General features: G+C 64.8%; 16 protein-coding genes. 11 read left to right on the top strand and 5 right to left on the bottom strand.

Annotation, left to right across the window (positions count from 1 at the left end; translation table 11 throughout):
- The first annotated feature begins 17 nt into the window (after positions 1–17).
- Positions 18–782, top strand: coding sequence for a metal-dependent hydrolase (locus tag M7H19_RS12340; RefSeq protein WP_298180924.1), 765 nt, complete (start codon positions 18–20; stop codon positions 780–782).
- A gap of 76 nt (positions 783–858) precedes the next feature.
- Here M7H19_RS12340 and M7H19_RS12335 read toward each other — a convergent pair whose 3' ends face one another.
- On the bottom strand, positions 859–1,263 hold the full coding sequence (locus M7H19_RS12335) for a hypothetical protein (protein ID WP_298180923.1): 405 nt from the start codon (positions 1,261–1,263) through the stop codon (positions 859–861).
- 330 nt (positions 1,264–1,593) lie between these two features.
- Complete coding sequence (locus tag M7H19_RS12330) at positions 1,594–2,052, bottom strand: MarR family transcriptional regulator (RefSeq protein ID WP_298180922.1); 459 nt, start codon at positions 2,050–2,052, stop codon at positions 1,594–1,596.
- 94 nt (positions 2,053–2,146) lie between these two features.
- Between M7H19_RS12330 and M7H19_RS12325 the strand changes: the two genes are divergently transcribed.
- From M7H19_RS12325 to M7H19_RS12310, 4 genes are all read left to right on the top strand, one after another.
- Positions 2,147–3,112: a ring-cleaving dioxygenase gene (locus M7H19_RS12325; protein WP_298180921.1), complete on the top strand. Its 966-nt coding sequence runs from the start codon at positions 2,147–2,149 to the stop codon at positions 3,110–3,112.
- Positions 3,109–3,768: an alpha/beta hydrolase gene (locus M7H19_RS12320; protein WP_298180920.1), complete on the top strand. Its 660-nt coding sequence runs from the start codon at positions 3,109–3,111 to the stop codon at positions 3,766–3,768. The genes M7H19_RS12325 and M7H19_RS12320 overlap by 4 nt, the downstream gene beginning before the upstream one ends.
- A gap of 137 nt (positions 3,769–3,905) precedes the next feature.
- A complete protein-coding gene (locus M7H19_RS12315; RefSeq protein ID WP_298180919.1) occupies positions 3,906–4,220 on the top strand; it encodes a hypothetical protein in 315 nt (104 codons plus the stop codon).
- Positions 4,221–4,243: 23 nt separating this feature from the next.
- A complete protein-coding gene (locus tag M7H19_RS12310) occupies positions 4,244–4,876 on the top strand; it encodes an Abi-alpha family protein (RefSeq protein WP_298180918.1) in 633 nt (210 codons plus the stop codon).
- 24 nt (positions 4,877–4,900) lie between these two features.
- On the opposite strand, the gene M7H19_RS12305 is transcribed toward M7H19_RS12310, so the two are convergent.
- Complete coding sequence (locus M7H19_RS12305) at positions 4,901–6,244, bottom strand: glycogen debranching protein (RefSeq protein WP_298180943.1); 1,344 nt, start codon at positions 6,242–6,244, stop codon at positions 4,901–4,903.
- Between the two features lie 375 nt (positions 6,245–6,619).
- Between M7H19_RS12305 and M7H19_RS12300 the strand changes: the two genes are divergently transcribed.
- From M7H19_RS12300 to thpD, 6 genes are all read left to right on the top strand, one after another.
- Positions 6,620–7,774 carry an ROK family transcriptional regulator gene (locus M7H19_RS12300; RefSeq protein WP_298180917.1) on the top strand — a complete coding sequence of 385 codons (1,155 nt, stop codon included), beginning with the start codon at positions 6,620–6,622 and terminating at the stop codon, positions 7,772–7,774.
- 139 nt (positions 7,775–7,913) lie between these two features.
- Positions 7,914–8,420, top strand: coding sequence for a DUF664 domain-containing protein (locus tag M7H19_RS12295; RefSeq protein ID WP_298180916.1), 507 nt, complete (start codon positions 7,914–7,916; stop codon positions 8,418–8,420).
- Between the two features lie 396 nt (positions 8,421–8,816).
- Positions 8,817–9,350 (top strand): diaminobutyrate acetyltransferase, encoded by a 534-nt coding sequence (gene ectA / locus M7H19_RS12290; protein WP_298180915.1) that lies wholly within the window; start codon positions 8,817–8,819, stop codon positions 9,348–9,350.
- Positions 9,351–9,399: 49 nt separating this feature from the next.
- Positions 9,400–10,653 carry a diaminobutyrate--2-oxoglutarate transaminase gene (ectB, locus tag M7H19_RS12285; RefSeq protein ID WP_298180914.1) on the top strand — a complete coding sequence of 418 codons (1,254 nt, stop codon included), beginning with the start codon at positions 9,400–9,402 and terminating at the stop codon, positions 10,651–10,653.
- Positions 10,654–10,692: 39 nt separating this feature from the next.
- Complete coding sequence (locus M7H19_RS12280) at positions 10,693–11,082, top strand: ectoine synthase (RefSeq protein WP_298180913.1); 390 nt, start codon at positions 10,693–10,695, stop codon at positions 11,080–11,082.
- Positions 11,083–11,233: 151 nt separating this feature from the next.
- Positions 11,234–12,136 carry an ectoine hydroxylase gene (thpD, locus tag M7H19_RS12275; protein ID WP_298180912.1) on the top strand — a complete coding sequence of 301 codons (903 nt, stop codon included), beginning with the start codon at positions 11,234–11,236 and terminating at the stop codon, positions 12,134–12,136.
- A 294-nt stretch (positions 12,137–12,430) separates the two neighbouring features.
- Here the strand turns inward: thpD and M7H19_RS12270 are convergent, their stop codons facing one another.
- Positions 12,431–13,309 (bottom strand): hypothetical protein, encoded by an 879-nt coding sequence (locus M7H19_RS12270; protein WP_298180911.1) that lies wholly within the window; start codon positions 13,307–13,309, stop codon positions 12,431–12,433.
- Positions 13,303–13,794, bottom strand: a complete 492-nt coding sequence (locus M7H19_RS12265; RefSeq protein WP_298180910.1) for a hypothetical protein — start codon at positions 13,792–13,794, stop codon at positions 13,303–13,305. The genes M7H19_RS12270 and M7H19_RS12265 overlap by 7 nt, the downstream gene beginning before the upstream one ends.
- Positions 13,795–13,828: the final 34 nt, after the last annotated feature.

Below are 13,828 nucleotides of genomic sequence, written 5' to 3'. Positions count from 1 at the left end.
GAAGGTTCCCGACACCCATGATGGGTCGCACCCACGCGCTGACCGGTTGGTGTGCAGGGCTGGCCGTGGCGCCCGCGGTTGGCATCACCACGCTTTCCCAAGCCCTCGTGTTCGCGGCGACGACCGCGGGCTACGCCCTGTTGCCCGACCTTGACCATCCCGGCGCGCGGGCGTCCAAATTATTGGGGCCGGTGACCGGAGGACTGTCGTGGCTGTTACGAAATGCTTCGGCCGCGCTGTACTCCGTGACGAAAGGGCCGAGGGACGAACGGAAGAAAGGCAGCCACCGACACCTCTCGCACACACTGTTGTTCGCCTTGTTGCTCGGAGGTGCGACGGCGGCAGCCACTGCGTTCGGCGGGCCGTGGGTCGTGGTCGGCGTGGTCGTGTTCGGGCTGTTGCTGGCCGAGGACGCCCTCGGTGACTGGCTACTGCCGGTGGCCTGTGGGGCGGTCGTGTGGTGGGTGGTCGAGAACAGCCCCGACGTGCTCGCACAGCTCGACTCGGTGGCGGGGTGGCTCGGGATCGCGGTCGCGCTCGGTTGTTTCACGCACTGCCTCGGCGATGCGCTCACTGAATCAGGGTGTCCTTTTCTGTTCCCCGTTCCCATTGCGGGCGAGACGTGGTATGAATTGCGGCCGCCGAAATGGCTTCGGTTCCGTACCGGCGACAAGGTGGAAACCGGTTTTCTCTTCCCGGTGTTCACGGTTTTAGCAGTGTTGCTGATTCCGGGAGTATGGCCCGCGCTGCTCGGGTTCTTCGACGACGTGCTCAATCAGTAGAAGACCGCAGAAGGCTATAGAAAGACGCCCCGGGGCGTGCCCCGAGGCGTCTTGTCACAGGAGGGAGCGCTCAGCGTCAGCCCTTCTCGGCGTAGCCGGCCTCCGACTCGACCTCCCAGACACCGGCCCCGAACACGCCGGCAGCGGCGCCCTCGGTCTCGAACCCGGCCCAGCCGAGCTCCTTCTCGTAGCCGTTGTCCTTGCCGTTGTGGCTCTTGTCCCCGCGGGAGTCGCCGTTTTTGTGGCCCTTGTCGCTGTCCTTCTTGTCCTTGTCGCCTTCGTTCTCGTACTCGACGCTTCCCGCCTCGGACGACACGTCGCCGGCAGCGGCGCCGAACGGACCCGCGAAGGCGTAGCTGGCCTCGTAGCTGGCCCAGTTCGCGTCGACTTCCTTCTCACCAGCCGTTGCGACACCAGCGAAACCGAACGCCAGGGGGAAGGCCAGGGCGGCCGCCACCATACCGCGACGAACACTGCGCATGAGTTGTTCCTTTCTCGCTGTTACACAGGGTGTGTAGCCGAGGCGAAAGCGCCTCACAGAATTGCTACCCCCGTTGGGCTGGCCCTATGCGGGATACGAGGTGGTCGCTGCTAACTTCACCGAGGCGAGGTAACGCGAAAGCTTTCGGGACGGTATGACCTCGGAAACCAAAAATGTGAGGTCACCCTGTTGGTAAGAAGTCGCTCTGCCGGGGAATTGACGTCACCGACATATTCTGCGCAACCATGGGGCCACCGGGTCCGCGGATCGGGTGGGCCGTGACTATCGGCCGGGTAGTGGTGTTCGTCGTTTCCCTGGGCCGAGGAGCGCTCAAGCCTCTGCGCTGTTGGTGTCACGCAGTATTCGCATGGCTTGGGCCAAGGACTTCGACGCGTCGGGGCCGAGGGGGGCCAGAACGGTATGGCGGAGGATGTCGGCACAGGCGCTGCGAGCCTGCTGGGCGATGTCGATACCGTGCTCGGTCAGGCATGCGTAGATCACGCGTCTGTCCTGGTCGCTGGGTATCCGGCGGATGAGGCCGGCCTCGCATAGGCGGTCGGCGACTTTGGTGAAGCCGCCGCTGGAGAGGGCGGCCTCATGGGCGAGGCGCGTCATGGGCATGCGGTAGTCGGGTGATCGCACGAGCCGCAACAGCACGTCGAAGGACGCGGGAGCGAGTCCGAACCGCTTCTCGATCTCGGTCATGAGCCGGTCCTGAGTGGTGAGGTAGCCCTCGATCACAAGGCCCCACCACGTCACGACCTCGTCGTCGTCGGGTTCCGTAGGCACGGATTCAGTATACGCATAATCTTCCCCGAAGATATCTTGCTCGCAAGAGTTTATCTCAGTAGCGTTGGAGGTACCCGACGCACGAGGAGGAGCCATGCCGTTTCAAACCAGCGGGTTGCACCATGTCACCGCGATCGGTGGGGAACCGCAGCGCAACGTTGACTTCTACCTGCGCACGCTCGGGCTGCGGCTAGTGAAAACCACCGTGAACTTCGACGACCCGGGCACCTACCACCTGTACTACGGCGATGAGTCCGGCAAGCCCGGGACATTGCTGACCTTCTTCCCCTGGCGTGGCGCTCCCCGTGGCCGTATCGGAACAGGTCAGGCCACGACGACGTCGTTCTCGGTGCCGGCGCACTCCATCGGCTGGTGGAAACAGCACCTCGAAGCCGCGGGCGTGACGACGAGTGAGGTCGTGAATCGCGACGACGAGGAAGCGCTGCTGTTCCGTGATCCCGACGGGCTCCAGCTGGCTCTCGTGGCGCACCCGCAGGGGGACCCACGTAACCCGTGGGACACCCCGATGGTTCCGGCCGAACACGCTATTCGGGGGCTGCACTCGGTGACGATGTCGGTGGACAGGGAGGACGCCACCGCCGGCATGCTCATCGAGGGCCTAGGGCTCTCCCTCGCCTCCGAGGACCGCAATCGCTTCCGCTTCGTCGCGGGTGACGGCGGCCCCGGAGCCACCGTGGATGTACTGGTGACACCGGATGCGCCGAAAGGCCTGGTCGCCGCGGGCACCGTGCATCACGTCGCGTGGCGGGCACCGGACGAGGAGGCCCAGTCCGCGTGGCGCGAAGAATTGATCGACCGGGGCGTGGGGGTCACTTCGATCAGGGATCGTCAGTATTTCCGGTCGATCTACTTCCGTGAACCCGGCGGCATTCTGTTGGAGATCGCCACCGACCAGCCCGGTTTCGACATCGACGAGCCACTGTTGGAACTGGGCAAGTCGTTGAAGCTGCCACCCTGGTTGGAACCCGACCGTGAGCAGATCGAGGCGTCGCTGACGAAACTCGACCTGCCGGAAGAGAATAATCCGGTGCGCGCATGAGTGAGCTGGCGTTGGAACACGAGTTCGTCGAGGGCAGCGACGCTGCCCCCGCGTTGTTGCTGTTGCACGGGACGGGAGGCAGTCCCACCGACATCCTCTCGCTCGGCAAGGAGCTCTGCCCCGCCTCGCCGATGCTGGCTCCGGCGGGGCAGGTGTCCGAACAGGGTGCCGCCCGGTGGTTCCGTCGCCATGCGGAGGGGGTGTTCGACACCGAGGACGTCGTTTTCCGGGCCGGGCAGTTGGCTGATTTCATCGTCGAGGCCAGAGAGCGCTACGGGCTGCAGGGCAGGAGATTGGTCGCCGTCGGCTTCTCCAACGGCGCGAACATCGCGGCGGCGGTGGTGCTGCTGCGGCCTGACGTGTTGACGGAAGCGGTGTTGTTCGCGTCGATGCTGCCGGTGCCCGACCCTCCCCGCCACGACCTGTCGGCCACACAGGTGCTCATGGCCAACGGTCGGCACGACCCGATGGCTCCGTTGGTCCCCGCTCAGGAGCTGGCCGCCGTGTTGCGGGAGCGGGGTGCCGAGGTCACCGAGCATTGGCACAGTGGCGGGCACCAGATCACCGTGGACGGTCTCGCCGCGGCCAAGAAATGGTTGGCGGTCGACGGGCAGAACGACCGTATGCGCCGAACGGGTGATCAGTACATCGGGTGACCCTTTATCTCGAAGCCGTGGTTATAGTCGTGTTCGCTTCCGAAAACGTGAGGGAAGATGCACGATGAAGTTCGGTGACATGGTGAACTGCCCGCGTTGTCTCGGCTCCGGGCTCGCCCCGAACCGGAAGGACCCCTGTGGCAACTGCGGAGGGCTCGGACAAGTCCCGAAGTGATGACTGTCCGCTGTGCGGCGGAACGGGTGTCCTGTCGTGGGAACAGCCGCAGTCCGGAGTTCTGCGCACCATCGAAATGCCGTGTCCGGCTGGATGCGGTGACCACTGGAAACACCCGCGGGCCGAGCAGGACAGGGTGGTGGCCGAAACCGATGAAACGACCGTTTGTCACGAGGGAAACGTTGCGGCCGCCAATCGAATCGGCGCCGATTTCATCCGTGAGGCACTGCAGCGTTGGGGATTCTATCCACCTGAACACGGTTTCTCGAAAGAGTGACCGGCCGCAGTAGCATTGGAGAGATGAGAACGCGGGACCTGGTGTACGGCGTCGGCAGGGTCGCCGGGTGGGCGGCTCGCACCGGCTACGAGCTGAGTAAGCGGCTGCCCGGTGCTTCCGACGACGGTCCACCGCGTCTCGAACCCGAGCCCGCACGGACGGTGGTGGTTCGCGGCAGTGATCCGTTGCGGGCACGGATGGGTCGATTACTCGCGGAGTCGGCCGAACTTGGGCGCCACGACGCGCGAAACCGGCTTTACGGCACGATTCTGGCGTCTTTGGTTCCCGATGAGGCGCGTATCCTTGCCACCCTCGCCCGGGACGGTGCGTTCCCGGCCGTTGACGTCGCCGAACGAACACTGCTCGGCGGGGTGGGCAGGGTCGTGTTGCGGAACGCCTCCACGGTGGGCAAGACGGCCGGGGTCACGCTCGCCGATCACGTTCCCGTCTACGTCACCCGGCTCGTCGACCTGGGCTTGGCCGAGATGCTGCGCGAGGACCCCGCCTTGAGCACACAGTACGAGGTGCTCGTCGCCGATGACGCCGTGGTCGAGGCCGTGAGCACCGTGCACAGGCCGACGTTCGTGCGTAAGGCCCTGCGTATCTCCCGTTTCGGTGCGCGGCTGTGGCAGGCCTGCGATCCGGCGGGCGAGTGATCGACGGGGACGTCGTCGACCGGATCACCAGCTGTGGAGCCAGTCGAGTGTCACGGCCGCGGTCCACGACTGTTGTGTGCTGCCGAGGGGTTCTCCGGTGAAGGGCTCGTAGTACTCGCCGAAGGAACCGTCGGACACCAGCCGAAGCCCTTGGTCGCGCCATTGCCGTGCCAGCTCGGCCCAGCCTCTGCGGTGGAAGGCGAAGCTGAACAACCATGCCATGACAGGCCACTGTGGACCCCTCCAGTAACGGCGTGCGTCGAAGCCGGGATCGTTCGGCGATACCGAGGGAACCACGGCCGCATGGAGTTCCGGGTGGCCGGCCCAGCCCGGCCCGGTCAATTCCTCCAGCAGCCGACGCTCCAGCCGATCCGGCAGCGCCGAGCACAACAAGGGGGAGAACGCCGCGATCGTCGTGGTCTTCGACGTGTCGCCGTTGCGTAGGTCCCTGTCGTAGGCGAAACCGGTATCCGGGTCGGTGTTGTGGGCGACCGCCTCACGAGCCCGTGCGGCCCAAGCGCGCAGGTCCGCCACCTTGCCGGGAACCTCGAGGGACGACTCGTGGGCGAGGTCGGCCAAGTCGTCGCACGCCATCGCGAACAGTGCCGTGGTGAACACGTCACCGACGCGGAAGTCCGAGTTCGTCACCACTGCTTCTGGCGCGTAGTCGGCTCGCCGTAGCTGTTCGATGATCCATAGGTAGCGGTCGTACTCGTCGTCGCTGGGACGTTCGTCGGGATCTTCGACACCGAGGGTGTCCAGCCGCACGTACGGCGGGAGGTCCGGGCCCGGCCGCACGTGCGCATAGGGCGAGTCCCAACGCGGGGAATTGTCCATTCCGGACTCCCAGCCGTGCACGATGGTGATCAGCCCGCAGGATTCGGACATTCGGTGTCGCGCGAGCCACCGGTGCCAGCGGTACAGGGGTCGCCAAGCCCGGGTCGCGAACGTCTCGGCGAGTTCGACGTCGGCCTGCGAGGCCCGGCGTGCGGTATCGACGATGCGGCGCAACGCGATCGCATGCACCGGAGGCTGGCAGATGCCGGAGGTGCGCACATGGGGCGGGCACTGCGGTACGGCGTCGGTGCCCCAACGGTCCGGGCCGGGGAAGTAGCCCGTGGCCTCGGTGAAGACGATGTGCGGGATCATGCCGTCCGACCATTGCGCGGACAACAGGGTGTCGAGTTCGGTGACGGCCCTGCGCACGTCGAGATAGGCCAGCCCGATGGCGATGAACGCGGCGTCCCAGCTCCACATGTGCGGGTAGAGCTTGGGCGAGGCGGTGACGAGCGCGCCCGTGTCGTTGTCACGCAGCACGGTAGCGGCGCGGTCGGCGAGTGTGGTGGGGGACAGTCTCGGTAGGCGCATGTCAGCCGTGTTCGTCGAAGTGGTCACGAAGTCTCCAACAGCGGGCATGTTTCGGGGCCGTACCACCGGCGCCGACTCGTGCACGGGTCCGGCTTCGGGGAGCCGTCGTCGGTTTCACGGGTGGCGGTGGCGGTGGTGAGGAGGCGGGGTCGTTTCGTCTTACCCGTCGACCGAAACGGTGACGAGGGACACATTATTCCGCTGTTTCCGGCGGAGATCCCCGCGTGGTCGGCGGACGGGGCGACCGTGCTGAGTCCGACGGCGCGCAGGGGTTCCGGTCGGGTGATATCGCTTCCCCGCATTCGAGACCTCTGGACCAACCGATCTGCTTTTGTCTAGTTGGTGAACATAAGCGGGGTAGGTCATTCTGTCAACATGGTCGACACAACTCCCACCTCTCCAGGGCACATACTCGCAGTGCTGCGCGCGGACGGACCACTGACTCGGCAAGAGCTGCAAGAACGCGTCGGCGTGTCCAGGGCGACCATGGTCGAGCGGCTCGATGCGCTCCGCCGGGCCGGCCTCCTGTGCCGGGCCGGGCATCGTGAGTCCAGCGGGGGTCGTAGGGCGGAGCTGCTCGCGGTGAACGACACCGGCCACGCGGCACTCGTTGCCGACCTCGGGCAGAGTCACGCCACGCTCGCCGTGGTGGACCTGCGGGGAACCGTCTTCGCCCGCACCGAGCTGAGGCTGTCTTCTTCGGATTGTCCTAAAAAGACTTTGTCGACGCTTGTGGAGACAGGGAGTTCTCTGCTCGAAGCATCGGGTAAACGGGAAGAGTTGTGCGCGGTGGGACTGTCGGTTCCGGGGCAGGTCGATCACGCCGAGGGCGTTACCGTCGCACCGTGGTCGATGCGGCAATGGAGCGGTGTGCGGCTGCGCGGCCCGTTCGCCGATGCGTTCGGCGTTCCGGTGTTGCTGGAGAACGACGCCAACGCGTTGGCGCTGGCCGACTACTACGCGATGGGCAGGCCCGATGCCACGATGGTGGGCGTGAAGGTTGGCACTGGTATCGGTGCGGGAGTCGTCATCGCGGGGCGACCCCATCGCGGCGAGACCGGGTCGGCGGGTGAGATCGGTCATATGCGCATCGAGGGCAGCGACAAGCGGTGCGCGTGTGGTCGGCGCGGTTGCGTGGCGGCGGAGGCGAGTGGTCAGGCTTTGGTGCGAGCGCTGAGGCCGCACGGTGCCCGCTCGGTGAGCGACGTGGTGCGGTGGGCCAAGGAGGGGCGCGCCGAGGCGGTGGACGCGGTTTCGGCTGCGGGACGGCTCGTCGGCACGGTGCTCGCGACGGTGGTGACCATCGTGAACCCCCGCTACGTGCGACTCGGCGGAGCTGTCGGAGTCCTGACCCCGTTCGTCGAGGCGTTACGGATGACGGTGGAGAGCAACGCCCACACCAGTGCCCTGCGCAAGCTCGACATCGCGGCGACCTCTCTGGGCGACCAAGGTATGTTGGTGGGCCTCTCGGGCCTCGTCGCCGACGAGATGTTGTCCCCGGCGAGGGTCGACGCGCTGAGTGGCGCTTGATGCGGTGGCCCGTGTCCGTCGGACGTGCGGCTACGCAGGCTGCGGACACGACGACGCAGGCTGCGGACACGACGACGCAGGCTGCGGACACGACGTTCTTAACTCGGCGGGGGGCGCTGGGTTGCACCAGAATCTCCGTATGAAGAGCGTGGACGTACTGACCGACGGATTCGAGCGGGTCAAGGAGGCCGTGCACGACGTCGCGCGCGGCCTCGGTGCCTCCGCCCTGAACCATCGGGTCGATTCGCAGGCCAACTCGATCGCCTGGCTGTTGTGGCACCTCACGCGGGTGCAGGACGACCATGTGTCCGAAGTAGCCGGTACTGAGCAGGTATGGCATTCGGGTGGCTGGATCGACCGCTTCGGGCTGCCGTTGTCGCCCGGGGACACGGGATTCGGCCACACGAGTGAGGATGTCGCCGCGGTGCGAGTGAAAACACCGAAGCTGCTGACCGGTTACTACGACGCTGTCCACGACAACACTCTCGAATATCTCGGCGAGCTCGATGACGACGACTTCGACATCGTCGTGGACGAGTCGTGGGAGCCACCTGTCACGTTGGGCGTCCGACTGGTCAGCGTCATCGGTGACAGCCTGCAGCACGCGGGCCAGGCCGCGTACGTGCGTGGGCTGATGCGGCGCTGATCCGGCTGATCCGCCCGCGCCCCGTCGTTCCGGCCGACCTGAGGCTTATGTCCTGGCATACGAGTGGTCGGTGTGCCGTGCTGGGAACACGGGTGCGTGACCGAACGGAGCGGATGTCACGCGGGGGGATCACCGGTTCCGGTGTAACGAACTCACTCGGTGGAGCGCTACCCCTTACGGACGCTCGCCTTCTGTGTGGAGCGCCACTACCGTACGTCTGGTGTGGCTGTTGAAAATACAGTCGCCCCACGCGCTGTGCTTATAGCACATCAAATACCATGATCGTAACCTTTCTGTACGTATCGTCACACGTGTTTTTGGGTTGTTGCAGGTAGGCGCGTTCTGTCCCGACTCGTCAGCTGAGACCGGCAAAGCATTCTGTTACGTTGCCTGAATATGTCCGGAAAGCACTCGGAGCGTGCCAACGGCGATAATCAATCGGCGGGCCACGTTGTGATCGAAACGCCGACCAAGCGGGACGGCGCGGCCCTGTGGCGAATAGCACATGATTCACAAAAGCTGGATCTGAACTCGTCATACGCGTACCTGTTGTGGTGTGTCGATTTCGCCGATACATCGATTATCGCGCGTGTCGACGGAGAAATTGTTGGATTTGTGATCGGATATCGGCGGCCCGCGGAGCCCGAAGCCGCGCTGGTGTGGCAGGTCGCCGTGGATGCCTCCCAGCGGGGTCGAGGTTTGGCGGGCACGCTGCTCGACGAGCTGTTCGGTCGCCTGGTGGACGCGGGAGTGCGTTACCTGGACACCACGATCACGCCTGATAACCAGGCGTCGATTCGGCTGTTCTCCTCGTTTGCCGAGAGGTGGAACGCCACTTTGGAGAGGTCTCGCTTGTTCGAGTCCGACGACTTCCCGGACGAGCACGAGCCGGAAGACCTTTTCCGCATCGGTCCGCTCTCGCGGGTGTGACCGGTCTCGCGGAATTTATTTGTTTCACAATAACAGGAGACTGAGTGACGTGAGCATCTTCGAAACGCTCGAGTCCGAGGTGCGCAGCTACAGCCGTGGCTGGCCCACAGTGTTCGACCGAGCGCAGGGTAGTTGGCTCTACTCAGAAGACGGCAAAGCATACCTGGATTTCTTCGCGGGCGCGGGTGCTCTCAACTACGGGCATAACAATCCGGTGCTGAAGAAGGCATTGATCGATTACATTTCCCGCGACGGCGTGACCCACGCGCTGGACATGTTCACCGCCGCCAAGCGCGACTTCCTGGAAACGTTGAATGACGTCATCCTGAAGCCGCGCGAGATGGAGTACAAGGTCATTTTCCCCGGCCCCGGCGGCGCCAACGCCGTCGAGGCGGCGTTGAAGCTGGCCCGCAAGGTGACCGGCAAGGAGTCGGTCATCAACTTCACCAACGCGTTCCACGGCATGACATTGGGAGCGCTGTCGGTGACGGGTAACTCGATGAAGCGCGGTGGCGCGGGCATTCCCCTCGTGCACGCCACGCCGATGCCGTATGACAAGTACTTCGACGGCGCCTACCCGGACTTCCTCTACTTCGAGCGGTTGCTCGAGGACTCCGGTAGTGGCCTGAACGAGCCCGCCGCGGTCATCGTGGAGACCGTTCAGGGCGAGGGCGGCATCAACGCCGCGCGGCTGGAGTGGTTGAAGGGGCTTTCGGACCTGTGCCAGCGGCACGGCATCCTGCTCATCCTCGACGATGTGCAGATGGGCTGCGGCCGTACCGGCCCGTTCTTCAGCTTCGAGGAAGCCGGCATCAAGCCGGACATGATCTGTCTGTCGAAGTCGATCGGCGGCTACGGCCTGCCGTTGGCGATCACGCTGATCCGGCCGGACCTCGACGTGTGGGCCCCCGGCGAACACAACGGCACGTTCCGCGGGGTCAACCCGGCGTTCGTCACCGCGGCCGAGGCGCTGCGCACCTACTGGCAGGACGGTGAGCTGGAGAAGAGTACCAAGGCGAAGGGCGAGCGGGTGGCGCAGGCATTCACCGAATTGGTGAATCGCTATCCGAAGGCGAACCTGGTAGCCAAGGGGCGGGGACTGGCTCGTGGTCTCGAGTTCGAGAACGGTGAGGTGGCCGGAAAGGTCTGCGCGGCGGCGTTCGACCGTGGTCTACTCATGGAGACCTCCGGCCCCGACGGTGAAGTTGTGAAGCTGTTGCCCGCACTCATCACGACGGAGGACGAGATCGAACAAGGTCTGTCGATCATCAGCGAGTCCGTCGACGCCGTGCTTTCCCGCTGAGCACGGCCAAGGAAATTTTCGATACGCGAAGGAGAAATCTTGATCGTCCGCACGCTCGACGACATCACCGACACCGACGCAGACATCAAGCAGCCGAACTGGCGCAGCAAGCGCATCGTGCTCGCCAAGGACAAGGTCGGTTTCTCGGTACACGAGACCACCTTGTACGCGGGGACCGTCAACGACTTCTGGTACGCCAACCACATCGAGGCCGTGTTCATCATCGAGGGTGAGGGCGAGCTGACGGACAAGGCGACCGGACAGACCTACCAGCTCAAGCCCGGTTCCATCTACGTGTTGAACGAGCACGACCAGCACCAGGTGCGTCCGAAGACGGACATGCGCACGGTGTGCGTCTTCAACCCGCCCATTACAGGTCGTGAGGTGCACGACGAGAACGGGGTCTACCCGCTCGTCATCGAGGACTGACACGTCTGTCCACATCAGGCTTCGTGGGAGCCGCGCCGTGGGTGTGGTTCCCACGAAACCCCGATTCGGTAGCGACTGAAAAGAACGGGGAACGCGAAACACCGATACAGCACGAAAACAGCACAGTGGCACTCGGAGGAGGCGAGTTACCGTGACTCTCGCGGAGAGCCGGACCATCGACAGCTATCCCACTCGTGTCGCCGGTGAGGCGAAGCTACTCGAACGGACGGACCCCACTGTCTGGGGTGCAGCGCAGGACGGCCCGATGGACGCGGCCGCTCTGGCCTCGCACGATGCGAAGGGATACTCGATCATCGAGGGCCTGTTGTCCCCGGCCGAGGTGCAGGGGTACTGGCAGGAACTCGTGCGGCTCTCGTCGGACGAGAAGCTCAAAACCGACGAGCGCGTTGTCACCGAGAAGAAGTCCGGCGATGTCCGGTCGATCTTCGAGGTGCACAAGATCAGTGAGCTGATCGCGGAACTGGCGCGTGACCCGCGGATTCTGGATCGGGCGCAGCAGATCCTCGGCTCGGATGTCTACATGCACCAGAGTCGGGTCAACTACATGCCGGGGTTTCGGGGCAACGGCTTCTACTGGCATTCGGATTTCGAGACCTGGCACGCCGAGGACGGCATGCCGAAGCCGCGCGCGGTGAGCTGCTCCATCGCGTTGACGGACAACTATCCGTTCAACGGCGGTTTGATGGTGATGCCGGGGTCGCAGCGCACCTTCGTGCAGTGTGCCGGGGAGACACCCGAGAATCACTACAAGGAGTCGCTGAAGGAGCAGGAGATCGGCGTTCCGAGCGAGGAGGACATCACCAAGCTCGCGGCCGAGTACGGTACCGACCAGTTCACCGGTCCCGCGGGATCGGTGCTGTTCTTCGACTCCAACATCATGCACGGCTCGGGTAACAACATCACGCCGTATCCGAGGTCGAACATCTTCTTCGTCTTCAACAGTGTCGAGAACACACTGGTGGAGCCTTATGCGGCGAAGAGTCCGAGGCCGTCGTTCATCGCCAGCAGGGACTTCACGCCGTTGACCCGCTGACCCCGTTCGGGCGACACAACCCAACGACACAACTGGACACGAACGGCCGCACCGGGGGGCTTGTAATTACACAGATGCAATCTGTTACTTTAAGTGCACCTCAACGGCGCGGCTGACGAGGTTACCGCCGTCACAGACGGGTGACTCCTTGCTCGGGGTGAGTCCCGGACGTGGGCGACGGTGTGGATTTGCGCGAGTACGGCCCCGCGCCGCCAGATTCGGGACTGGTGGCACGGGGCCGTATTCGTTTCTGTTCGCCCATTCGGTGATTATCGTCCCGATCCGGGCGCGGCTTTAGTCGAACAGGCTCGTCTCCGAACGGATCTCCAACAGTTCGTACACCGGGCGACCGCGGCGGCCGTCGATGGTCGTCGTGCGCACGACTCGCAGCCGTGCCGTTACCGGCCGGTCGAGGTTCTCCTTGATCTCGTCGAGCAGATCGGGTGCCACGGCCCCTTGGATGGTGGTGCCCGTGTCCCGTTCGAGGTAGAAGATCCGGCGACGGGTGCGAACGCCGTCGAGCCTGCCCGACACCGTCTCGTATCCGACGTCTTCGCGCGATTCCCGCAGGCTGCTCTGCAACACGCGGGCCTGCTCGGTGGTCATGCTGCGCATAACCTCCTCGCCCGTCGTTGGGGTGAGGGACAGGGCGATGCTGGAGGTGCGCATGACGGAGTTCACGATGTCGCTCACCGCGTTGCGTACGGTGTCGCGTTGCAGCAGCACGGCGTCAAGTGCGCCGTCGTCGGAGCCGTTCACCGGCAGGAAGTCGCAGAGTTCCTTCACCGCCCGTTCCGACAGGGTCTCGATCCCGTCGGAGATGAGGGCGTCCGGCACGGATGTCTCCGGGAACCCGAAAAACATCGCGTTGCCCGCCTGGCCGCGTTGGATGAGTGGTGCTTTCTCCCGGTCGGAGGGCTGCACCGACGTGATCTCGGTCTGTGGGTTGCGGACGATGTGGCCGATCTTGGCCGTGGCGTCCTGCAACGCCCTGCTGAGGTCGGAGGACGTGTAGGCGTCGAGGTGGGTGGAGTCCAGCACCGACACCCGCAGCAACGGGGAACGTGAAGTGCGTTCGAATTTGGCGTGCGCGGCCAGCGCGGAGGCGCGCGCGAGGTCGTCGAGCCACGTCCCGCCGGGAATGTTGTCGGACACCTGCCGGAAGCTCACCATGTCACCTCCGCGAATCCCTTGACCGATCCCTCGACGGGGCCGCGCGACCACACGGCCTCCCACACGTCCTCGTCACCGGGGTGGCAGAGGAACCCATCCACCAGTCCACTGACGGGTTGTACCTGTTCGAGGTACGTCACCGGCTGTTCGGCGATCACACCACGTAGGGTGAACATCCCGTAGAACAGGGACCGCGCGGGACCGTCGAGGCGCTTGAGGGCGCCCCATTCGTCGGGAAGGAGCACCACGTCGACGTCGTGGGGCACCTCCGCCGAACGGATCGTGAGACTACCGGCGATCCACGCCCTGCCCGACGGGATCAGCCTGCACACCACGCCGAGGTAGCCGCTCAGCGCGCTGAACAGGATCTCCCGTTCATTGCGGTGCGGGGCGTCCCACACGAACCGTTCGTAGATGTCGGAGAGGTCGGCCGGATGCCGCCCGGGCGGGAGAACGTTCTCCGACGTCCAGTGCGGTAGCGGCATGCACGATCCTTACCTGCAGGCGGGAACCGGGACC

Origin of the sequence: Saccharomonospora sp. (assembly GCF_027317685.1) — a bacterium.
In the GTDB taxonomy this organism is placed as follows: domain Bacteria; phylum Actinomycetota; class Actinomycetes; order Mycobacteriales; family Pseudonocardiaceae; genus Saccharomonospora.
Note: the sequence above shows the minus strand (reverse complement) of the source record. Positions and strands in the feature narration are given on the sequence as shown.